General features: G+C 61.3%; 21 protein-coding genes and 2 tRNA genes. 9 read left to right on the plus strand and 14 right to left on the minus strand.

Annotated features, from left to right (window positions below; translation table 11 throughout):
* Position 1: 1 nt before the first annotated feature.
* The 5 genes from P9M14_03810 to P9M14_03830 all read right to left on the minus strand — a co-directional run bounded on the left by P9M14_03810 (position 2) and on the right by P9M14_03830 (position 3,729).
* Positions 2–1,609 (minus strand): hypothetical protein, encoded by a 1,608-nt coding sequence (locus tag P9M14_03810; GenBank protein ID MDP8254853.1) that lies wholly within the window; start codon positions 1,607–1,609, stop codon positions 2–4.
* Positions 1,610–1,738: 129 nt separating this feature from the next.
* Positions 1,739–1,813, minus strand: a tRNA-Glu gene (locus P9M14_03815).
* 7 nt (positions 1,814–1,820) lie between these two features.
* Positions 1,821–1,894, minus strand: a tRNA-Gln gene (locus P9M14_03820).
* Between the two features lie 81 nt (positions 1,895–1,975).
* The gene (locus P9M14_03825) at positions 1,976–2,905 is read right to left on the minus strand and encodes a hypothetical protein (protein ID MDP8254854.1); all 930 of its coding nucleotides are present in this window, start codon (positions 2,903–2,905) and stop codon (positions 1,976–1,978) included.
* Positions 2,902–3,729 (minus strand): PIG-L family deacetylase, encoded by an 828-nt coding sequence (locus tag P9M14_03830; GenBank protein ID MDP8254855.1) that lies wholly within the window; start codon positions 3,727–3,729, stop codon positions 2,902–2,904. Before P9M14_03830 ends, P9M14_03825 begins: the two co-directional genes overlap by 4 nt.
* 97 nt (positions 3,730–3,826) lie before the next feature.
* On the opposite strand from P9M14_03830, the gene P9M14_03835 reads away from it, so the two are divergent.
* Together P9M14_03835 and P9M14_03840 are read left to right on the plus strand one after the other, a co-directional pair.
* Complete coding sequence (locus P9M14_03835; GenBank protein ID MDP8254856.1) at positions 3,827–5,134, plus strand: cation:proton antiporter; 1,308 nt, start codon at positions 3,827–3,829, stop codon at positions 5,132–5,134.
* Positions 5,135–5,138: 4 nt separating this feature from the next.
* Positions 5,139–5,537: an NAD-binding protein gene (locus P9M14_03840; GenBank protein MDP8254857.1), complete on the plus strand. Its 399-nt coding sequence runs from the start codon at positions 5,139–5,141 to the stop codon at positions 5,535–5,537.
* Positions 5,538–5,540: 3 nt separating this feature from the next.
* Here the strand turns inward: P9M14_03840 and P9M14_03845 are convergent, their stop codons facing one another.
* Positions 5,541–6,974, minus strand: coding sequence for a PhoH family protein (locus P9M14_03845; protein MDP8254858.1), 1,434 nt, complete (start codon positions 6,972–6,974; stop codon positions 5,541–5,543).
* Between the two features lie 163 nt (positions 6,975–7,137).
* On the opposite strand from P9M14_03845, the gene P9M14_03850 reads away from it, so the two are divergent.
* The 4 genes from P9M14_03850 to P9M14_03865 all read left to right on the plus strand — a co-directional run bounded on the left by P9M14_03850 (position 7,138) and on the right by P9M14_03865 (position 10,181).
* The gene (locus tag P9M14_03850; GenBank protein MDP8254859.1) at positions 7,138–8,049 is read left to right on the plus strand and encodes a formylglycine-generating enzyme family protein; all 912 of its coding nucleotides are present in this window, start codon (positions 7,138–7,140) and stop codon (positions 8,047–8,049) included.
* A gap of 218 nt (positions 8,050–8,267) precedes the next feature.
* Positions 8,268–8,810 carry a hypothetical protein gene (locus P9M14_03855; protein ID MDP8254860.1) on the plus strand — a complete coding sequence of 181 codons (543 nt, stop codon included), beginning with the start codon at positions 8,268–8,270 and terminating at the stop codon, positions 8,808–8,810.
* A 51-nt stretch (positions 8,811–8,861) separates the two neighbouring features.
* Positions 8,862–9,389 (plus strand): zinc ribbon domain-containing protein, encoded by a 528-nt coding sequence (locus P9M14_03860; GenBank protein MDP8254861.1) that lies wholly within the window; start codon positions 8,862–8,864, stop codon positions 9,387–9,389.
* A 54-nt stretch (positions 9,390–9,443) separates the two neighbouring features.
* Positions 9,444–10,181: a hypothetical protein gene (locus tag P9M14_03865; protein MDP8254862.1), complete on the plus strand. Its 738-nt coding sequence runs from the start codon at positions 9,444–9,446 to the stop codon at positions 10,179–10,181.
* A 23-nt stretch (positions 10,182–10,204) separates the two neighbouring features.
* Here P9M14_03865 and P9M14_03870 read toward each other — a convergent pair whose 3' ends face one another.
* The 6 genes from P9M14_03870 to P9M14_03895 form a co-directional block, all read right to left on the minus strand.
* Entirely contained in the window at positions 10,205–11,410 is a 1,206-nt protein-coding gene (locus tag P9M14_03870) for a CoA transferase (GenBank protein MDP8254863.1), read from the minus strand.
* 70 nt (positions 11,411–11,480) lie between these two features.
* Positions 11,481–12,953, minus strand: a complete 1,473-nt coding sequence (locus P9M14_03875) for a trehalose-6-phosphate synthase (protein ID MDP8254864.1) — start codon at positions 12,951–12,953, stop codon at positions 11,481–11,483.
* A gap of 24 nt (positions 12,954–12,977) precedes the next feature.
* The gene (otsB, locus tag P9M14_03880; GenBank protein ID MDP8254865.1) at positions 12,978–13,766 is read right to left on the minus strand and encodes a trehalose-phosphatase; all 789 of its coding nucleotides are present in this window, start codon (positions 13,764–13,766) and stop codon (positions 12,978–12,980) included.
* On the minus strand, positions 13,763–14,371 hold the full coding sequence (locus tag P9M14_03885; GenBank protein MDP8254866.1) for a glycosyltransferase: 609 nt from the start codon (positions 14,369–14,371) through the stop codon (positions 13,763–13,765). Before P9M14_03885 ends, otsB begins: the two co-directional genes overlap by 4 nt.
* Positions 14,372–14,550: 179 nt before the next feature.
* Entirely contained in the window at positions 14,551–14,997 is a 447-nt protein-coding gene (locus tag P9M14_03890) for a hypothetical protein (GenBank protein MDP8254867.1), read from the minus strand.
* On the minus strand, positions 14,994–15,683 hold the full coding sequence (locus tag P9M14_03895) for a DUF5752 family protein (protein ID MDP8254868.1): 690 nt from the start codon (positions 15,681–15,683) through the stop codon (positions 14,994–14,996). Before P9M14_03895 ends, P9M14_03890 begins: the two co-directional genes overlap by 4 nt.
* Positions 15,684–15,934: 251 nt before the next feature.
* Here P9M14_03895 and P9M14_03900 point away from each other — a divergent pair, with 251 nt between their 5' ends.
* Complete coding sequence (locus P9M14_03900; protein MDP8254869.1) at positions 15,935–16,906, plus strand: sigma 54-interacting transcriptional regulator; 972 nt, start codon at positions 15,935–15,937, stop codon at positions 16,904–16,906.
* A gap of 54 nt (positions 16,907–16,960) precedes the next feature.
* Here P9M14_03900 and P9M14_03905 read toward each other — a convergent pair whose 3' ends face one another.
* Positions 16,961–18,157, minus strand: a complete 1,197-nt coding sequence (locus P9M14_03905; protein ID MDP8254870.1) for a hypothetical protein — start codon at positions 18,155–18,157, stop codon at positions 16,961–16,963.
* 13 nt (positions 18,158–18,170) lie between these two features.
* Entirely contained in the window at positions 18,171–18,929 is a 759-nt protein-coding gene (locus P9M14_03910) for an EamA family transporter (GenBank protein MDP8254871.1), read from the minus strand.
* Between the two features lie 744 nt (positions 18,930–19,673).
* On the opposite strand from P9M14_03910, the gene P9M14_03915 reads away from it, so the two are divergent.
* Together P9M14_03915 and P9M14_03920 are read left to right on the plus strand one after the other, a co-directional pair.
* Positions 19,674–20,633, plus strand: a complete 960-nt coding sequence (locus P9M14_03915) for a hypothetical protein (GenBank protein ID MDP8254872.1) — start codon at positions 19,674–19,676, stop codon at positions 20,631–20,633.
* Positions 20,630–22,174, plus strand: a complete 1,545-nt coding sequence (locus tag P9M14_03920; GenBank protein ID MDP8254873.1) for a hypothetical protein — start codon at positions 20,630–20,632, stop codon at positions 22,172–22,174. The genes P9M14_03915 and P9M14_03920 overlap by 4 nt, the downstream gene beginning before the upstream one ends.
* The last annotated feature ends 91 nt before the right edge of the window (positions 22,175–22,265 follow it).

Here is a 22,265-nt window from a genome sequence, read left to right on the forward strand (position 1 = left end):
TTCAGCTTCCCTCGGGCGATTTATTGGCGGGCCAGATCAAGCGCTGCACCAACCGGCTGACCCGGCCGACCAGCGGGTAGAACACGTCGTTGCGTCGCTGCTTGGCTCTCGGCGATCCGGGCCCCAATCGGTCGAGGTCGATGCGGAACACGCCGAACCAGCCCGAGCAGATATAGGCGCTGTTGCGCTGCGGATCGATGCTCGCCCAGCGCGCCCAGGGCGGCCCGTGGATACGGTCGATCAGGCTCAGATCGTCCAGGTTGCGCAGCTCGATCACCGGCGAGAACCCGGCGAGCAGCAGCAGGCGGTTTTGCGGATCAACGGCGATTACGCGCACGCCGGGGAACACATCGACGCGGCCGATCTCCTCGAAGCGCTCGAGGTCGACCAGCATCAGCTGTCCGGGCAAGGGCAGGGTGATCAACAGCCGGTTGGTCTGCGGGTCCAGGGCCATCCGTTCGGGATAGATCGGCGTGGGCAGCCAGCGCTTCTCGGCCAGCGTCTGAGCGTCGAGCACCATCAGCTTGCCCACGTCCCAGATCGTTACCAGCAGCTCGTCGTTTTGCGGCAGGTACAGCGCGTCGGCGTGGCCGCCGGTGTAGTGCGGCGTGCCCTCGTCGGGGTAAAGCGCGGCGATGCGCGAGCCCTCCGCGTCGAGCAGCGCAAACAGGTTCATGCTGTACGAGGCGATCAACCCGTGTTTCAACGGGGCAACTGTGCGCCACTTGTTGGTCTCGACCTCCAGCCGGTTGACGACCTGCGCGTCGTGTTCCACCGCATAGCTGCGCGGATCCAGGACCAGAGTACGGCCCACCGCCGGGTTGGACGCCAGCAGCTGGTCGGCCTCAAGATCGAGCGCCACCGACTGCAAGGTTTGCATCCCGGTATCGATCTGGGCCAACACGTCGCCGCAGTGCGGCTCAAGGCGCAGCAGCAGGTTCTCGTCGGTAGTGACGATCAGCGAGCCGTCGCGCGGGTCGGCCAGGGTCTGGTAGCACGGCGGCTCGCGCAGCTGGGTCAGCGCCGGGTGAAAGCGCGTGGCGCTGTCGATCGACTGCGGCGCGAACAGCCAGGGCAACAACCCGACCAGCGTCACCAGCAACGCGGGGATCGCCCGCGCCAAGGTCAGCGCACGGTTGCCCGAAGTCCGATAAGCCGACCAAACTGCGGTTGGCGCCAGCAGGTCGGCCAGGCCCCAGCCCTTGAACAGCAGATCGGCGATGCGCCCGGTGCACAGCCCGTTGAGGTGCAGCCAGATGATACAGAACACGTTGAGCGCCAGGTAGATCGAGGCCGCCACGGTCCAGACGTTGAACGCGTGGCTGGGCCGCGTAAACAGCGCGGCCTGCAACGGTAGCCAGCCGACCAGCGCGGCCAACAGCAGGCACGGCGCGAGGCTCAGCCGCACGCGCATCCGTGACGCCCGGCCGATCAGCGGCGTGAGCAGCAGCAGCGCGAACGTTGGGAGCAGCGCGTAGAACAACGCGTGGTACAGATCAAGCTGGGCCACGATCTCGAACAGCGCCGCCGAGTCGCTGAAGCGGTAGCGCAGAGCCATTGCGCCCAGGACCGCCGCGAAAAACACGACCAACAGCCCCAAGCCGCGCAATAGATAGTGCGCAGGCCGAGCCCTCGGCGCTGGAATGGCGGTCGTCGGAGCGTTACGCATGGTCAGGGCGCATTATAGCCCGCGCTGATAAAAAAACGCCCCCGGTGCGGTGCCGGGGGCGATGTTCTCTGGTAGTCCCAGGGGGAATCGAACCCCCGTTTTCGGCGTGAGAGGCCGACGTCCTAACCCCTAGACGATGGGACCGCACTCTTGGCTCTGGGGCGGGGATTCGAACCTCGATAACGGGAGTCAGAGTCCCGCGTCCTACCGTTGGACGACCCCAGAGCGATAGGGGGGCTTTTTAATAGAACAATGCGGGCGTGTCAAGGGCCAAAATAGCGCTCAACGCCATTCACCGATTGAGACTCAGTGCATTTCCACGTCCACCGTGCCGATAGCGGGGCGCAGAAAATTGAAGCGCACATTGGGATGATCGGCCAGCAGCGACATCGGCACCGCGCTGTCAACGATGCTTTGGCTGATCATCAGCGTGGTCAGCCGCATGCCGAACGGATTGTCGTGCATGCCCGCGTGCCAGATCGACACGCACTCGGCTTTCCAGGTCTCGCGCGGTCCCACCGTGGCCGCCTGGGTCGGCACCAGCGATACGTTGCCCCCGCCGGAGGTGCGGGCGTTTTGGATGATCGTCATCGGGTGCAAATCGACCACCCGTGCGCCGAGCTCGCGGTATTGCTCGGGCGGCGGCGGCCGCTCGAGCCAGGGCTCCCTGCGCTGCGGCGGGTCGTTGAACGCCCAGTGTTTCACCTCGCCCTGGCCGCCCTGCATCACCACGCAGCGCACATCGTCGAAGCTGCGGCTGTAGTACTCCAGGTCGTCCGTTGGAAAGTGCAGGTTGGCCGTTGGCATGCGCAGTTTTGGACGGATGCGCTCGAAGCACAGCCGCATGTCGGCTCGGGCGAACGACAGCGGGTGGGAGATCGGCAGCGGTCGACCGTTTTCAACCCATTCGTCCATGCCCCAGAAGTGGGCGTGGGTCAGATCGAGTTCCAGGCTGTTGACCAGTTGTGCCACCAGCGGTAGTTGCTCGGTGGGACCGATCGGGCCGCAGATTCCGGCCGGTCGCTGCGGTGTGGCCTGCTGCCAGGCGTGGATGTATTCCAGCGCCTCGGCCAGGTAGAACTCCTCGGGCGTGTCGTAGATTGCGATCTCGAATCCGGGCCGGGCAAGGTCCGGCAGATCCTCGGCCCGTAGCGCGGCCGCCTCGTCGAGTAGCCGCCTGTCCAGGGTGGTGTAGTCCCACCAATCGGGCGACAGTTTGCTGATCGCTCTGCTCACGGCTCCCCCCGGCGTTGGTCGTGTTCGAACAGTTCGTCGAGCACACACGATGCCCCGAGCAGCTCGGACAGCGGGTCGGCGTGCTCCGCGCAGAACCCCAGATGGTTGTGTCTGCGCCAGCCCTCGGCGTGCTCGAAGCGGCCCGACAGCCGACCGAGCTCGCGGCTTTGTTCGAGCATCGTCTCGATAAAGCAGTCGGTCCCCTGGCTGCGTTCGAGCCACTGCCGTTGGCTGGCGTGGGCCTCGAGCATCTGCTGCTTGCGCGCGATCACCGGCGTGGTGTCGACAAATAGCTGCGGCCGGACCGGCCGTCGCAGGCCGTCGCGCAGCCCGTGGGGCATGGCGTGATAAAGGGTCATCTCGCCGTCTATCGGTTCCAACGGCGGGAAGGTTTGAAAGTTGCGCATGCCGCGGACAAAGGCCGCGCTGACCAGCAGCCGGCAGGCGTTCTGATGATCCTCCATATAATCCTCGGGCGAGGGTATGAGCATGACCTGCGGCCGCAGTCCGCGCAGCACCGCGGCCACACGCCTGAGCAAATCGGTCTGGTAGATCAGCTCGAAATCATCCACAAGGGGCGGGTGCAGCCGCGCGTCGGCGATGCGCGCCGATTGCTCGGCCTCCTGCTGGCGGAGGATTCTGATTGCCTGGACGTCGAGCTCGTTGCTGCCGCACGAGCCGCTGGCCAGGTTCCAGATGTGCAGTTTGGCCCCCAGCTCGCCCAGCCGCAGCAGGGTGCCGGCCATGCAAAACTCCACATCGTCCGGGTGCGCAGCCGCGGCCAGGACTACCAGCGGCGATTCAGAGTTTACCTTGTCTTGCATTGCCCCAATGTCTATCAATAAATCGCCGGGCAGTTCAAGGATCGAGAATGCGATTGAGCCGATTGTGCGGTTCCCACGGTCGGGTATGATTGGGGCGATGAACGAGCTTTCGATCCTGCGCGACCTGGTGGTGATCTTTGCCGTGGCCGTGGTGGTAGTCGCACTGCTGCGCCGCGCCGGAGTGCCCTCGATCGCCGGTTTCATTCTGGCCGGGATGCTGATCGGCCCGCGCTCCCTGGGCCTGGTGCGTCAACCGCACGAGGTCGAGCTGCTGGCCGAGGTCGGCGTGGTGCTGCTGCTGTTCGGCATCGGGCTCGAGCTCTCCCTGGAGCGGATCAAGCGTATCTGGCGGCCGATCGTGATCGGCGGCGCGCTGCAGGTGGGGATCAGCGTCGGTCTGGTGCTGGCCCTGGCCCGGTTGTTCGGATTGAGCTGGGGCAGCGCCGTATTCCTCGGGTTCGTGATTGCGGTTTCAAGTACGGCGATCGTGCTGCGCGGGCTCGAGGCGCGCGGCGAGCTCGATGCGCCCCACGGGCGACTGACCCTCGGAATTCTGGTCTTCCAGGACTTGAGCGTTGTCCCGATGATGATGTTGATCCCGCTGCTGGCCGGATCGGGGTCCGGGACCGCGGGGCTGCTGTGGACCCTGTTCAAATCCGCGGCCCTGCTCGCCGGAGTGCTGACCGCCGCGCGCCTGGTGGTGCCGCGGTTGTTGCGCGCAGTGGCGCGCACCAGGCAGCGCGAGCTGTTCCTGCTCAGCGTATTCACGGTCTGTATCGGCACGGCCTGGGCCGCCTCGGCGGCCGGGGTCTCGCTGGCTCTGGGGGCGTTCGTCGCCGGACTGGTGGTCTCGGGCTCGGAATATCGGCACCAGGCGTTGGCCGAGCTGATCCCGTTTCGCGAGGTGCTTTCCAGCGTGTTCTTCGTCTCGGTCGGGATGCTGATAGTGCCCAGCGAGTTGATGCACGGCCTGCCGCGGATCGCCCTGCTGCTGCTGGGCATTGTGTTTGGAAAGGCGCTGATCGTATTTCTCGTGGGTTCGCTGATGCGGCTGCCGTTGCGCGTAAGCGTGCTCTCGGCCGCTGCATTGTGCCAGGTCGGCGAGTTCTCGTTCGTGCTCAGCCGCGCGGCCCAGGGCACTGAATTGCTGCCGCGCAGCCTGGGCTCCGACCTGCTGGCGGCGACGATCCTCTCGATGCTGATCACGCCCTTTGCGCTGAAGTTCGGACCGCACCTGGCGGCCGGTGCGGGCAAAATCGGCGCGCTGACCAGACTGATGAACGTGCGTCCGGCCCAGGAGTGCGAGGCGAGCAAAGAGGGCTGGAGCGAACACGTGATCATCGCCGGCTACGGTGTGACCGGCGAGGCGTTGGCGCGCACATTGCGCGGCTGCTCAATCCGTTAACCTGGTGGTCGACCTCAACTCCGAGAATGTGCTGCGCGCCACCGAGGCGGGAGAGCCCGCGTTCTACGGCGACGTGACCAGCTCCGAGGTGCTGCAAAGCGTGGGCGCGGAGCGGGCCCGCGACCTGGTGGTGGCGATCAACGATCCGACCGCGGCGATCAACGCTGTACGCGCCGCGCGCACGATCTCGGAGGATCTGCACATCGTGGTCCGCTCGCGCTATCTGGCCGACGTCGAGGCGCTCAAGCGCGCGGGCGCTGACAAGGTGATCCCGGCCGAGCTCGAGGCCGCGCTGGAACTGGCCTCCTACCTTATGACCCGCACCTGCGCTTACGACCCGGCACAGATCGACGTGCTGCTCGATCAAATGCGCCGCGAGCACGGCGCGGATCTCGAATCGTAGGTATTAAAGCGCCTCGGCGGCGAAGTCGGCGAGTTCCGAGCGTTCGCTGGTCTCGAGTTGCACGTGGCCGAAGTGCGGCCAGCCGGTCTTGCGGCAGCGGTGGATCGCGTAAACCAGGCCGTTGGTCACCGAGTCCAGGTAGCGGTTGTCGATCTGACTGGGGTCGCCGACCATCACAACCTTGGTGCCCCGGCCAGCGCGGGTGATGACGGTCTTGATCTGCACCGGCGTCAGGTTTTGGGCCTCGTCGACGATGATGTAGCTGAACGGAATCGAGCGGCCGCGCAGGAAGGTGATCGGCTGGATGATGATCTGCTGTTGAGCCATCAGCTCGGCCACCAGGTCGCCCTTGATCTGTTCGCCGTCCTTGAATCCCGACTTGAGACGGCCGCCGTCGCGCAGCATGAAGCGCAGGTTGTCGATGATCGGGTCTTTCCAGGGGCCGAACTTCTCTTCGATGTCGCCGGGCAGGAACCCGAGCTTGTCGCCGATCTCGGTGGTCGGGCGGTAGACGCGCATCTGGTCGTAGCCATCGCCCAGCTGGTTGTAACCCGCGAGCAGCGCGATCAAGGTCTTGCCCGAGCCGGCCTTGCCGTCCAGTGCCAGCAGCTTGATCTCCGGATCCAGTGCCAGGGAGTAGGCGAACGCCTGAGCGTCGTTTTTGGGTTTGACGTCTCCGGCGCAGCTGGTCATGTCGGGCTTGGGCACGTTGATGAAAAGGTCGCGTCGCCGTTTGTAGATCGCCAGCACGTACTGCTGATCGTGACGGATCGTGCAGCATTGGTTCTCGGCAAGCGAGTCGGGCTCGACCGCATCGCCCAGCAGTGCGGCGTTGGGCGGTTGGGTGGCCTTGCGATCGGTGCGGATCAGCGCCTGGCAGAACGCCTGGAACACTCCGGGGTCGTTGACCTCGATCAAGGTGTGACCGGCGTCGAGCTTGCTTAGCTCCTCCGGGGTCAGCAGCCGGTCGTAGAGGTAGTTCTGGACCTCGAAATCAAGCCCGCGGCCCTTGAGCCGCATGTTGGTGTCTTTGCTGACCAGGATCGGCCGCTGGTCGGGGTGGCGATCGCGCCAGTAACAGACGTAGCGCAGGATCGCGTTGTCCGGCGTGTGCTTGAGCCCCAGCCCCTCGCCGTTGAGCTGGGTCCAGTCGCTGGCCTCGTTGGCCAGGAAGATCTTGCCGCCGTTGGGCAGATCGATGCCCTGGATCATGTTGCCGGTCTCGGAGAGCGCCTCGAGGATGCGGATCGCCTCCCGCGCGTTGTAGGCCACGGCGTCGTCGCGGGTCGACTTGAGCTTGTCCAGCTCGTCGATCACCACCAGCGGAATGACGACGTAGTTGTCCTCAAAGGCGTGCAGGCAATGGCTGTCGTGGGCAATAACGCTGGTGTCGAGGAAGTAGGCTTTTTTGCGGCGGTCGGATTCGTCGGCGCTAATGGTGCTCTCCTTGGGTTGCTTGAAGCACCTCTGAACATTAATAACACGCCGCCCCGCGGCTGGGCAACGGGTTTTATCCGACTTTCCGCGATCGCCGTTTTACAAATGATATGCGGGCTGGTATTGATGAAAGACCGCAAAGCGCATGAAAGGGGAATCTTTCATGAACGTGCGTCGGCTGTATTTGGCAGTGGTCATTCTTTTCCTGGTGTTCTCGGTCGTGTTTGTCTTGTCGTACTCCGACAATGCGCTCGGCCAGGCATCGGCTCCTGTGGGCATGGTCCTGATTCCCGGCGGCACGTTCCAGATGGGCTGCTTTCCGGGCGACAGTGAATGCGCCGCCAACGAGAGACCACGGCACCAAGTGACAATTAGCCGGTTTTACATGGACGAGCACGAGGTGACGGTTGACGAGTACGCGCAGTGCGTGAGTGCCGACCTGTGCGGGAATCCCAGCTCGGGCAATAAGCAGTTCAATTGGAACAAATCGAGGCGTGATAAACACCCGATCAACGGCGTTGACTGGATCAATGCCGATAAGTACTGCCAGTGGCAGGGCAAGCGTCTTCCCACCGAGGCGGAGTTCGAGTATCTGCTGCGCAACGGCCGGGATGGCGGTATTTACCCCTGGGACAACTCAAGCATTCCGCCGGGCAACTATGGGAACTACGCAGACGAGAGCGTCAAGCGCAGGTATCCAGAGGCTACCGATGACGGTTACGTCGGCACGTCGCCCGTGTGCAGCTTCTCGCGGGACCAATTCGGCTTATGCGACATCAGCGGCAACGTTTTTGAGTGGTGCGCTGACTGGGACGGCAATAACTACTACTCCACGAGCCCAGCGCGCGACCCCCAAGGGCCGTCATACTGCAACGCTGTCACTGTGGTCACTGTATTCCGCGACGAGTCCGGCCGCGATGTCTCGAAGAGCACCGATGTCATCGAGTACCGTGTGGTTCGCGGCGGATCCTGGTTCTCTAATGCCCGGGCTCTGCGCGCCTCTTGTCGTAATTGGCCCACACCGGGAGACCGTTCCCTCAATGTCGGGTTCCGCTGTTCCCGTGACAGTGAGTAATGGGGAATGACGGGGCAGCAGGTAGAAATGCAGGGCGAGGAATTTTATGCGGTCGTAGACAGAACACCACGGGTTTACCCGTGGATGAATGAGCAATCCTCGTCTCTGCGGTAGCAGAGGTGAGGTCGGTTCCAAAGGGACTGTAACCGTAAGGACCCCGGGTTTACCCGGGGGAATCTATATATACTGTCCAAAATGCAAATGGGAAGTAAACGAATATGACGACGCAAGCTGATCAGGCTGAAATGCAGTCCACTCCGATGAATCAATCTGCTCAAGGCGGTTCAGTACGATTTCTCAAGACAAATGTGAAAGGAGCCAAGCCGACTCCTCTCATCGGTAAGGGGAGCCTGCTCCTTGATGCCGACAGCATCAGAATCGATGGCAAGAAATTGTTGTCCTTCGGATACCAAGTTTTGATTTTCATTCTTGTCATTGTAGTTGCATCTTTTATTGAGATAGCTTTATTTTCCGTATCTCCATTATTTCTCGTGCTATTCTTCGTGCCGAACGTGATCTTCGCGCTGATAGCGGACCTGCTTGCCCGCGAGGCCGTCTTTTTGGTAATTGATGCGGCGAGCATCGAGAAAATATCCCAAAGAAGGGGCACTGCGACATTTCTAATTGTCTTTAATACAGGCGGGGGTAAGGCCGCCTTTATTGCTTTCAAGTTTGTGGAACAACAATCGGCAACCGCATTCATGGAAAAGTTCGACAAGATAATCAGGCAGGATAAATTCTCTGTCAGCAGTACATTATAGATATGAATCAAGGGAGCGCCGGATACAGGGAAACGCAAAGAAAGGATTCAATTGTATATTATTAATTTTAGAGGCGCCGAAAGAGCACTTATCGAAGGCCGCGTAACAGATCAACAGGCCAAAAGACACATCATTGCAATGGGCCGATATCTATTATTTGTAGCTGTTACAACCGTCGGCTTGGGATTGATTCCAGAGGCTGTAGTTGCCCTCGCTTCATATAAGTCAAATGGGAAAGAGAATTTTGTCAAGCGCTATTCGGTTCTCGGCTTTCCGGCAATGATCCGGTGTTTTTTAATTGAGATACTTTACAGCATTCCAATATATATTATCCTATTTATACTAATGCTGTTAATAAAGCACAACATAATAAGCATGAACTTTGCCGGCTATCAGTATTTTAATTTTGCTTTTTTAATTATTCTTGTCTGTATCACCGTATCTTTTCTTCGGCAGAGGGTCGAGGCTATAAAAAGGGTCGCCTCACCGGAGACTATGGAATTACCATGTGATAACTGTGGTGCGCCGGTTGGGGATGAAGATAGTTGTTGCCCGAATTGCGGAGAAAAATTTGAATGACTGAGGGGCAGAAACATGATGAATCGTTACACCACTATGAAGGGCAGGTAAGCAATGTATGGCATCGAAGCTCAGCCGCTATATCGCAAGGTTGCTAATGCTGTTTTCGTCCTGGTCCTGTTAGCGATATTTTCTCTGACCGCATTCTCATGCTCCGCAGAGAAACGATCGTATGAAAAAGCCCAACAGGCCAATACTATTGAAGCATTTGAATCCTTTTTGGCCGAATATCCCCAGAGCGCGCATACCGAGAATGTGAGGAGACGGATCGGAATACTGATCATCAATGAAGCTTCCAAGAACCTTGTTATTGAAGAGCCGCTTGGCGAATCAGGAGAGAAGGCCGTTGCCAGTATGGGCCAGGGGTTAAGTATTCGTAGCGGGAACATGACGTGGGAGGAAAACGGTGTTGTTTTTAACGGAGAGATCATCTTCAATCTCGCCGATGTTCTTCCGGAGTTTATTGAAGTGACCGAGCCGACCCCGGATGGATATTTGGTGCAAGTGAACCTTGCTCCCCTGCCGCAAGAGGTCCCCGTTTTGGTGGTGATCAAGTCCGATCCGGAAAAGGGGCATATTGCGAGCTTTGCACCGGGCGATGGCGTAATGGGGTTCGTCGCCCCGGAGAATTGGTATGTCAGGCTGACCGCCGTCGACCTCTCCGATTCCGATAATGGGCACTTGGTGGGACTGGAAGCTCAAGTGGTTGCGCTAAAAGTGGTTGGTGACGATATCGCGCTTGCGGTCAAGATGCCGACAACGCCGATCGCAACCGAGGGAATCGAAGGTTAGACATCCTTCTGCCGCGTAGCGTCTCAGGGAATCGCCCCGGATGCGCGCAGTTTGTCCAGGGCCGCATCGTCCAGGTCCAGCAGTTCGCGCAGTATCTGCTCGGTGTCGGCCCCCAGGTCGGGACAGGCTGTGCGAACTTCGGCCTGGCCCTGGTCCATGCCGCAGGGCAGGTTGGGCACGTCGATCGGCCCCAGCCGCTCGTGATCCACGCGTTTGAACATGCCGCGCGCCTCGAGCTGCGGATCGGAGTTGACGTGCTCGTAGTCGGCTACGCGGCCGCAGGGGATGCGTTCGGCGCTTAGCTGCTCGATCACCTCGTCCACCGTGCGCTGGGCGAACCACGGGGCCAGGGCTGCCAGCCCTTCGTCGGCGTTGCGGATGCGGCCGATGAAGTTGTTGAAGCGTTCGTCGGTGAGCAGGTCCTCGCGCCCCACGACCTTCAACAGCCGGTTCCACTGGGCGTCGGTCAGCGCCACGGCCACCACGTAGCCGTCGCTGACGTGAAAGCTGTTCCAGAACGGCATCGGGTGCTCGTGGTCCGAGAGCAGCTTTTCCATCGGTCGGCCGAGGATTCCCTCCATCTCGCCCACGGCCTCGCGGTTGGCCTTGTGCGACTGGCACCAGAAGTTGTGGAAGTACATCACGTCCTGCATGCTCACGTCGATTGCCTGGCCCTGGCCGGTCTGATCGCGCAGACGCAGGGCGGCCAGGGTGGACATTGCGGCGAACGCGCCGGTGCACAGGTCGCCGAAAAAGACCCCGGGCGGGGTGTCCTCGCTGTGGTTGGCGTACATGATTCCGGCCGTGGCCTGGGAGATAATGTCGAACGCCGTGCGCTGCGACTCGGGTCCGCTGTGGCCAAAGCCCGAGATCGAGACGTAGATCAGCCGCGGATTGATCGCCAGCAGCGCCTCGGAGTCGAGCCCTCGGCGTTTGAGGATCCCCGGCGCGAAGTTCTCGACCAGCACGTCGCAGCGCTTGACCAGCTCGATCAGCGCCTCTTTGCCCAGCTCGTTGTTGATGTCGATCATGGCCGAGCGCTTGTTCTGATGCAGCACCGACAGTGCGCGCTCGGACCCGGCAAGGCCCATCAGCAGGCGCATCGTGTCGCCCGCCGGGCTCTCGACCTTGATTACGTCCGCGCCGAGCAGGGCCAGGATCTGCGCGCAACGCGGTCCGGAGAGAAACTGACTCATGTCCAACACGCGGATTCCGTTCAGCGCTTCCATCAGGGCCTCGTTTTTTATGGTCGGGTCAAACTGGCATCGAGGATTATCGACTGTCAAGGCCGATCAACGGTCAGCTGCGGCCCAGGGGCAGGGAGTAGTGCTCGAGCTTTGGAAAGTCGTTCAGGTTTTTGGCAATGGCCGCGCGTAGAAACGAGTCGACCCAGTGGTAGATGTCGTTGCGCGCGATTGAACGCCGCATGGCGCGCATCCGCGAGCGGCGCTCCTGGGCGTCCATGGTCAGCGCGCTGTTGATCGCCTCGGCCGTGCCCACTAGGTCAAAGGGGTTGACCAGCAACGCGCCGTTGGCCAGTTGGGTCGCGGCGCCCGCGAACTCGCTGAGGATCAGCGTGCCGTTCTCCTCGATCGACGCGGCGCAGTACTCTTTGGCCACCAGGTTCATCCCGTCCTTGAGCGGGGTGAGCAGCGCCACCTCGCAGGTGCGGTAGTAGGCCACCAGCTCCACCGGGGTTAAGGAGCGGTAGATGTAGTGGATCGGGGTCCAGCCCGAGACCGTGTGCCTGCCGTTGACCTGGCCCACCAGTCGTTCGATCTCCCGCCGCAGGAACCGGTATTCGGGCATCTCGGCCCGGCTGGGCACCACCACCTGGATGAAGGTGAACTTGCGCGATTGTTCGGGGTGGCGTTTGAGCAGCTCGTCGATCGCCAAAATGCGGTCGGGGATCCCCTTGGAGTAGTCCAGCCGGTCCAGCCCGAGAACCAGTTGGCGCTCGGGCAGGTCGGAATGGATCGCCCAGGCCAGGTCGGCCACTGCGGGCGATTTCGCGCGGCTAACGAAGTCGTCGACGTCAATGCTGATCGGAAACGTGCCGATGCGGATCTCACGCTCGTTGGCGGTTATGCTGATCACCTGCCGCTTGCTGTTGATTTGCAAACTGCGGTCCAGGGTGCGCACACAGCTGATGAAGTTGCGCCGGTCGCGCGCGGTCTGAAAGCCCAGCAGGTCGAAGCGCAACAGCCCGTCGAGGATCTGTTTGCGCCAGGGCAATTTGAGGAACACATCCAGCGGCGGAAACGGGATGTGCAGAAAGAAGCCGGTCTTGCGGGACTGCCCGAGTTCGCACAGCTCCGAGGCGACCATCATCAGGTGGTAGTCCTGGATCCAGATGAAGTCGTCCTCGTTCGTGACCTCGACAATCGTATTGGCGAACTTGCGGTTGACCTGGCAATAGATCGGCCAGTAGCTGGGGTCGAAATTGGCGCGCGAGGGCAGATCGTGGAACAGCGGCCAGATGATCTGGTTGGAAAAGCCTTGGTAGTAGCCGCCGATCTCCTGCTCGCTCAGGCCTACCGGAACGAGTTTGTAGCCGGTCTCGTGTGCGCTGGATTGCAGCAGCTGATGCAGGTCTTCGGCCTGCGGGGCGCCGGGCCAGCCGATCCAGATCCCGCCGCGGTTGCGCAGCAACGGAGCCAGGGCCGTGACCAGCCCGCCGGATCCGGGCTTGATCGTCCGAGCCCCTTGCGGATCGCGGTTGACCACGATCGGCAGCCGGTTGGAGACAACCACTAGTCGCTTGGCTCCCATCTTCCCCCTTATCTCGGCGCTATTCTATCTCACGGGCCAGTCGTCCAGAAATTGCAGCACCTCGGCGCAGTCGGCCAAGGCGTAGCGCGCGATGCTTGCGTGGCCCGCTGTTCCGACTTTGATCCCCACGCCGTGGTCGCCCAGGGCTGTGAACGCGTCCTCGTCGGTCTCGTCGTCGCCGATGTAGACCGCCAGGCCGTCTGTTGGAAGCCCGTCGATCAGCGGTTGCAGGGCCAACCCCTTGTGGCGTCCCAAAGTGCGCAGTTCCACCCCGCCGTTGAAGCGACGACACTCCAGGCCGTGTTGCACGGCCAGCGATTTGAACTCGCGGCAAGCCCGGTCCTCGAGTTCCTTGGCGGTGGACTGGTCCATGCCGCGGGTGTGCAGGGCCACGCTTGAGAGCTTGCGCTCCCATGATGCGCCGTGAGCAAGCCGGGTGATCGCTTGTTCGCCCAGGTCCAGGCCCGCCGCTTGTCGCGGGTCGGCCGCGTGGTTTTCGCGCGTGCCGTCGGGACGGCGCAGCTCACTGCCGTGGGAGCCGATCATCAGTAGCGGCAGCTCGCCCAGCAGCTTGAGCAGTTCGTCGATCGGCCGTCCCGAGACCAACACCAGCCGCGTGTCGCCCGCGGCGATTCGCCGCAGCTGCGCAAGCACGCCGGGCAACGGCGCGGCTTGCATGCGCTCCACCTGGAACGGCGCCAGGGTGCCGTCGTAATCCAGGGCCAACAGCCGCGCGCTCGCGCGTTGCAGGCGTTGTCGCAGTTGTGGGTCGTGAAGCGCCGAGGAAAGCGACGCGATCGGCCGACTGTTCACAGCTCGATGCGTTCTTTTATCCCGCCGGTGAGCGCCATGATCAGCGTCAGGTATTCGCGCAGATGGCGGGTGAGCAGGAAGTTCTCGCGCACGAACTGCTTGGCCGTGAGTCCCATCTTGCGTAGCTGGCGACGGTGGGTCAGCAAATAGCGGATGCGCAGGGCTGCGCCCTCGGGCGAGTTGACCAGGAAGCCGGTGTGATAGTCGATAACCTGTAGTCGAATGCCGCCGGTATTGCCGCCGATCACCGGCTTGCCCTTCCACAGCCCCTCGGTGACCGTCAGGCCGAAGCCCTCCTTGGTCGACTTCTGCACGATGATGTCCGACAGGCGTTGCAGACCGTTGATCGTGCGATGGGCGTCGGACGGCAGCAGCAGGATTTTAATGTCCGGATCGTTGTTGGCTGCGGCGCGCACCTGTTCGAGCACGGCCTCGCCCTCGGGATCGTCGCTGGCCGAGCCGCCGGCGAGGATCAACTGTAGCGGCAGATATTTACGTGTCAGCTTGTAGGCGCGGATCACGCCCAGCGGGTCCTTGAAGCGATCGAAGCGCGAGACTTGGCAGGCGATGGGCCGCGATGAGTCGAGCTCGAAACGTCTGTACAACTTCTTGATCTCGGCCGGAGGCAGATCGATGTTCTTCTCGCTCAGCGGATCGATGCTCGGCGGGATCAGGTATTGGGTGTGCGGCAGGTGCTTGGCAAACGCGCTGAGCGACCAGATGCTGGCGTCGTAGCCCTTGACGAACTCGCGTAGGTATTTCCAGACCGGGCGATAGGGATGGCTCAGGTCGATGTGGCAGCGCCAGATCCATTTGCCGCGGCGCTTGGGATCAGCGAGAGCAGCGGCGCGGGCTGCGGATCGTGGATGAACACCACGTCGGCCTCGGCGAGCTTGTCGCGCAGCCGTACGGAGTTTTGCTTATTGGTCTGCTCATAGGCTGCGATCAGCTTGGAGGGCACGTCGATGCGGTCGCCCTGCAGCGAGTTGTGAAAGCTCTTGGTGCATTGGTAGAACTGCTCGTCCCCGGAGACCACCTCCCAATCGACGTCCAGGCCCAGCTCGCGTTTGAGCGGAATCAGCCGGTGCAGGATCTCGGCCACGCCGCCGCCCTCGCGGGTCGAGTTGACGTGCACGACCTTGATTCCGGCCAGCGGCTGAGCGAGCTGGCGCAGGTGATTGATTACGTCCTCACCCACCACCTCGGCGTAGCGTTGCAGGTCGACGTTCACTGCGCGTCCCCCTCGAGGTGCCGGTCCACGCAGTCGACGAGCAGCTCGCGCAGTTCGGTCAGCGTGCCGAATAACGGATCGATTGCCGCGATGCAGTCGCACAGCGCGTGATGCTTGTCGTCCAGTCCGTTGAGCCAGTTGCGAAAGTCGTCGCTCTTGTCAGCGTTGCGGCGGCGTGCGTCGATCAGGTGGTAGAACACGCTGCCCTCGCTGAGCTTGCCGATGGCGCCCCGCAGCTGTTCGGGCCTCTGTAGGCGGATGCCGGTGTCAAAGACCACGACCTGCGAGCGGATGAAATGGAACTGCTGGTCGCGCTTGCACCACGGCACGTGCTCGACCTGGTCCAGGCGCTCCTCGATTACCTCGATCAGCTCCTGTCGCAGGGACTCAAGGTCAGGGAAATCGCTGGGATCGATGATCGCCAGCCGTTCGGCGAGCGTCAGATCGCGCAGTCCGCGCCGCGCCCAGAGAGCGAAATCGTTCTGGTATTCCCGTTCGTCAAAACGCGGCCTGAGCAGCCCGCCCCAGAAGTGGTAGTAGATGCTCTCCGGGTGGATCGTCAGCAGGTGCTCGCGCAGCTCGCGCAGGTTCTGTGCGCGCTTGCCCGTGGCAATGGCCAACAGGGCGCAGTCCTTGACCGCGAATGGAATAGCCTTGGTTTTATTCGTTTTACTGTTAATAGCCATAGCGTATTTCGGATGATTGTGATCGGAAACGGTCGTATCTTATCCAGATCATTAGTTAATAATTGATATTCTATCAAGATTCAACCCCGGCCATTACAATAACGGTCGGTACGGAAGTTGACAAACAGTGCAGGTATCATAAATAAAAGTGCGTTTACAGCAGGTTGCAGTACTTTTTACTTGACACGCCACGCAAATAGCAGTAGAAAAAAAGTAATTACAGCACCTACAACAGGGAAAATTGTAATATGATGGGAACGCAAATAGAACCTCCCGAGATAATTGCAAAAAGCAAACCCATGAGCAATCTGATCAAGCTGGTGCACAAGGTTGCTCCCTATAAATCCACGGTCCTGGTGCAGGGCGAGAGCGGCACGGGCAAGGAGCTGATGGCCCAACTGGTCCACAAGCTCAGCCCGCGCAAGGATAATCCGTTCGTGGTCGTGGACTGCGGCGCGATTCCGCCCAACCTGCTCGAGGCCGAGCTGTTCGGCCACGTCAAGGGCGCGTTCACCGGTGCCGTGCGTTCGGAGACCGGCCTGTTCGAGCGCGGCAACGGCGGAACGGTCTTTATGGACGAGATCGGCGAGCTGCCGCTGGACCTGCAGGTCAAGCTGCTGCGCGTGATCCAGGAGGAGGTGATCCATCGTGTGGGCGAGCGCCTGCCGATTAAGCTCGACATCCGGATGATTGCCGCCACCAACCGCAACCTGGATCAGATGGTCGAGGAGGGCAAGTTCCGCCAGGACCTGTACTACCGCCTGAACGTGGTCATGCTCAGCATCCCGCCGCTGCGCGAACGCGATGACGACATCTCGCCGATGGCCGTGTACTTCGTCAACAAGTTCAGCGAGAAGCTCAACAAGCCGATCGCCGGGATCACCCGCGAGGCGCTTGGCATGCTGCGCAACTACGATTGGCCGGGCAACGTGCGCGAGCTGGAGAACGCCATTGAGCAGACCGTGGTGATGCTCGACGAGGGCACGCACATCACGCCCGAGAATCTGCCGTTGTTTCTGGAGAAACGCGGGGCCGAACGACGCAATCGTTTTCGCCGCGAGGCCTTGGACAAGAAGCTCTCGATCGAGGAGTACACCAAGTGCTTCATCGAGTCCTACCAGGATGATCACACTGAAAAGGCCCTGGCCAAGTTCCTCGGGATAACGCCCAAGACCCTGTGGAAAAAGCGCAAACGCTGGGGACTCAAACGCAGCCTCGCCTGATCGTAGCAGCTCATAGCTGCTACGCGAGTTTTGCTGCGGCGCTAAGCCGCGTTCTTAGGGCTCGACCCAGATCGGTGCGGCAACGAGCCAATCGCCGTCGGTCTGGATCGCCTTGGCCACAAAGAAGGTCGCTTCGCTGACCGCGAAATCGAGCTGCGCGGTGCAGAACGTTTCGTCCAGACAGTCGATGGTCTCGAGCAGCTCCAACTGCGGGCCGTAGATCTCGATCCGGTCGAAGCCGTCGGTCTCGTCGTCGTCGATCGCCTCCAGATCGAGCAGCAGCTCGCTGTGTCCCTTGAGGATCGAGCCCATCCAGCAGGTGTCCTGGGCCATCATCCGCAGCGAGGCGTTGAGGTCGTAGCTCATGAAGCTGCGGCGCTGGTCCATCGCCTCGTACAGCGCCCCGCGCGTCAGCCCGTCGAGGTACAGCCCGCTGCGGCGGTCGTTCTTGGTGCCCCAGTCGGCGCCGTGGTTGTCCTGGTTGTAGGTCGGCGAGACGTGCCAGCCGTTGTCCAGGGCCAAGAAGTACAACTCCCAAACGTCCCCGCCGCCGTTGAACTCAAACAGGTTCATGTTCTGATCGACCTCGGGGAAATAATCGAAATCTTCCCAGGTCTGGTAGGGGTCGCTGCCGGGATGATTGAACTGGCCGACGCACTCTTCGCAGGCGACCAAGTCGTCGTAGAAGTCGTGGAAGTCCAGCTGGATCATCGGGAACAGCTCCGCGGAGTTGAACACGTTGTTGTGCCCGGTCGATTGAAACAGCGGCAGCCGGAATCCCGAGCCGTACTCGAAGCCGCAGTCCGACAGAAATACGTCGGGATCGTACGCCTCGTCAGCCTGCTCCATGCATTTGGGATAGCGGTTGACCGGCAGCGGGAAGTAGAGCTGCTCGAGGTGGTCGGTGACCAACAGGATGTCCAGCTGCGCCGTGTCGCGGGCGTAGGCAAAGGCGTCGGCAGGGGTCTGCTCGCCGTCGGAATAGCCGGTGTGGCAGTGCATCACTCCCCAGTACGGGTCGAACTCGCCCTGGATGCAGCCATCGTTTTGTTCGTCGTCGTCGTCATCATCGTCGTCGTCGATGTTGTCGTCATCATCGTCGACGTCATCATCGTCGACGTCATCATCGGCTGCGTCGTCGTCGATGTCGTCGTCGTCATCGCCCTGGCAGCCCGAGACGCTCAGAGCGAGAAAAACCAATGACGCCAAAAGCGCCATGAGCAGCAACGCTTTAACCGTGTGCGGTTTCATTTTTTCTCCAAAATTAAGTCGCGCGGATACCCTCGGTTTTGGTCGTGAGGACCAACACTCCGCCGAGAATAACAAGCAGGCCCACAACCTGCATAATGCTCATCACAGTACCGAGCACGATCAGCTCCAGAATCGGTGGGCTGGCGATCATGATCGAATTGATTGTGGGTACGATCACCATCGCCCGTCCGCGGAAGAACGCGAGCTGGGTCAGCACCAGCGCCACCGTGCCGGTGGTCAGCGCGATGTACGGGAATGGATTTTTAAGCTGTCCGAGGAAATCGTTGCCCGACTGGATCAGCGCCAAGTCGGCGAGCATCAGCGAGAAGCCGATGAACAGGCCGGCGGTTGCGCCGAAGGTCAGGCTGATCAGCTTGTTGGTTTTCCAGGCGGCCACGCACAGCAGCAGCGTGAAGCTGCCGATAATGCCGATGACGATGAACAGCTTGGCGATCGGATAGCCCTGAAAGATCTCGATCGGCTTGTTGAAATAGCCCATCAGCATCGTGCCGGCCAACACCATCAGGCAGCCGATGGCCTCGCGTTTGCCGAAGCGCTCCTTGAGCACCACCGAGGCGAAAATCACCAGGCCGACGATTCCGACTCCGCAGGTGGCCGAGACGATGCCCGCCTTGTCGGTGAGCTTCATCGCGTAGGACAGCAGCGGCGATGCGGCGAAGGTCAGTAGGAAGCCGGAGGCCCAACCGGCGAGGTCCCGCCGGTGTTCTTTTCTAAAGGCCTTGAAGCCCTGCTTGAGGACCTCGACCTTCATTTTTTGCACACCCTTTCCAACGTTGAGGAAAGTGGCTGCTGTTGCTGAAATTAAGATGCCCGCGATTAAAGTGCTTTCCATCGTCCGGTGGTATTAACCGACAATAAAAATGAAAGCAAGAGTGATCGGCTAAGAAGGGTTGGGACGGCGCCCTGGTGGGCGCCGTCCCGTGGGGGGCTCAGGAGGTGCTCAATGGCACCAAAGGAAGCCGGCATCCAGGGCTGTACTGAGTACCGACCTCCGTGGGGGCGCTATGTTCTCGACAGAAAATCGCCGCGTTGTTCATGACATCTCGATCACGATTTCGTTCGGCTCGTTGCTGGGCTTGCGTTCGTCTTTCTCGTTGCGCGGTTTGCGCAGCGGAAAACGATCGTCCAGCGGTAGTCGCATTTGCGGGCGCCGGCGCTCGAGCCTTGTGCCGCATTGCTCGCAACAATCGCCAATCACCGGATGCCGGCAGTTTTCGCAGCGTGGAATTGTCATCGCCTCTCCTTTGTTCTATGACAATTCTCCTCGGTCCGGGGTTCCCCGGTTATGTTTCTAGTCATATTCGAAATGCAAGCAAGGTGCCGAAATCGCTGCGCGGTGAAATCGACTGATATTAAAGGGGAAGCTGCTGAATAGTGCTTCAGTCGTCAGCGCCGAATATCACAAATCTGCTGTGACGCCTCAGCATTTTGAGTGTGCCGACTAACAATCCGGCGCTGCTTGTAACAGTGCTTACGCGGTGTTACATAGGTCCGCATGGATCATCCGGGCTCGGAACGCTTCGAGCGCTTCTGGCGCGAGGAACTGGGCATCAAGCGGCCGGTGGGCGAGGCGTATGGGCGCTGCTATCTGCCTCTGGCGCAGATCATCGCCAGGCGTTGCGAGGCTTGCAAGCCGCTGCTTGTCGGGATCTGCGGATCACAGGGCTCGGGCAAGTCGACCTGGGCGCGGGCTCTGGAGTTCATTCTCGAGCACCGCGGACTGCGCGCGGTCAGCCTGTCTCTGGATGATCTGTATTTGCCGTGGGAAGAGCGCGAGAAGCTGCAACGGCAACAGCCGGATAATCCGTACTACGCGATCCATCGCGGCAATCCCGGAACCCACGATCTGGAGTTGGGAATCAACGTTCTGCAAAGCCTGAGCAACGCCGATGATCAGACCGTGACGCGGCTGCCGCGCTTTGACAAGTCGTTGCGCAACGGACGCGGCGAGCCGTTGCCCATGGGGCAGTGGCCCGTTGTGCGCGGACGGCCCGACGTGGTGTTGTTCGAGGGTTGGTTCGTGGGCGCCAGGCCGCTGGAGCGCGAGCGCTTCGAGGCGCTCAAGGCCCGGCATCCCCAGGTGCTAAAATACGAGGCAGAGTACGATCCGGCCGGGGAGTACGGCTGGGAGATCAACCTCGGGCTGGAGCAGTACCGCCCGCTGTTCGAGTTGCTGCAAATGCTGATCCTGCTCAAGGTGCCGTCTCTGGACAAGGTCGTGCAGTGGCGGCAGGCTCAGGAACGGCGGCTGATCAGCGATCGGGGGCAGGGCATGACTCCCGAACAAGTGGAGCGCTTTGTGCAGCCGTTCCTGCTGCTCACCGCGCTGCACTGCCTGGATGCCATGGGCGATTTGCAACAGGGGCACGCCGACGTAATCGTGCAGATCGGCGATGATCAACTTCCCGAGCGTCTGCATCACATGGTGCGGACGGACGATCGGAGGAAACCGTGAGAACGATACTGCTCATCGGGCTGGCGCTGGGGCTGGCGATGCTACCTATTCTCGGCTGCACATCGGGCGACGACGATTCTGACGCGGACCAGGCGGACGACGACGCTGACGACGACGCAGGCGACGATGATTTGGGCGACGACGACAGTCTGATCGACGACGACGACGAGCCGCTGCCCGACGACTACCTCGCCCATTGGCCCCAGAGCAACGTCGAGCCCGCGGATTACAATCAGACGCCCGCCGCGGGACCATTGCGGGTCAAGGCCGAGCAGTACGATCTGTGGCACGAGGAGCATCATCAGCCTTACCACGGCGGCACGGTGGGCGCGCTGTTCAGCGACGATGCGCGGACAACGCTCAGCCGCTACTTCGATTGGAACGACAGCTGCGAATGGACCGGCCTGTACCTGGGCAGCCAGTCGATGCGCTTTCACGTCACCGGCGAGCCCCAGGCCAAGGCCAACGCGCTGCGCACGGTGCAGATGCTCTCGGGCAACCTACACGTTACGGACACGCCGGGGTTCATCGCCCGTTATTGGGCCGAGCAGGATCCGCTGATCTATCCCAGCGACTCCTGGTGCGATTCCCAGGAGCGCTGCCACCGGATCGAGAGCGGCGAGTTCGCGGGCAACTGGTGGTGGGGCGAGACCAGCCGCGACATGTACAACGGCTGGTTCTTCGGCATGTCCCTGGCCTACGACCTGGTGGACGACGAGCAGATGCGCGAGACGATCCGTGAGGACGTGACCCACGTGCTGACCGTGCTGATGGACCAGGACTGGATGATCCTCAACCAGATCGGCGAGCCCACCGACTCGGCGCCCAACGTGATGGCCAACTTCCGCCTGGCCTGGCTGACCATCGGCTACCACATCACCGGCGATCGGCGGATCAAGGCCGAGCTGCAATATTGGTTGCGCGACGACCGCCGGACCACGCTACGGCTCTCGAGCCTCTCGTTCATGAACCGCTATACTCAGTATTTCGGCAACTGCCTCTCGCACGAGTATTGGTACAACCTGCTGCGACTGGGCAAGGTCTACTTCAGCCCCGAGGACTACGCGTTTCTGCTCGATCTGTTCGAGAGCCAGGCGCACACCTATACGCGGCTGTCGCACAATCCGTGGTTCAACGGCGTGTTCATGAGCCAGGGATTCTACCGGCCCGAGGACGGGGACGACCCGTATCTGGAACAACTGCTGGAGGATCTGACCGACTTTCCCGAGGCGCCGAACCACAGCTATCACCTGGCGGCCCGCGATCCGTCGACCTACGTCCTCGACCCGATGTCGGTCTTTCTCCACGACCTGATGCAGGCCGTTCCGATGCTGGCCGATATCATGGGCAACGTCGATGTTCAGGCGCTCGAGGCGTTCCCTGTGGGCCGACAATGCGCCACCGATTTTCTGTTTCAGCGCAATCCGTTCCAAATCGAGGAATGCGGCGTTGACAACCCGAAGGCGGTCAACCCCGGCGTGGACTACCTGCTCCCATACTGGCTGGCGAGCTACCACCGGTTCGCGGATAAACCCCTCTGAGTCGCGAAACGTCCGCCTTTTGCAGGGACGCGCGATCAACTATCAATCCCGGGGGTCTGGCGACGGAGGAACGGTAATGATATATACATGA

This window comes from Candidatus Alcyoniella australis (assembly GCA_030765605.1).
Classification (GTDB): domain Bacteria; phylum Lernaellota; class Lernaellaia; order JAVCCG01; family Alcyoniellaceae; genus Alcyoniella; species Alcyoniella australis.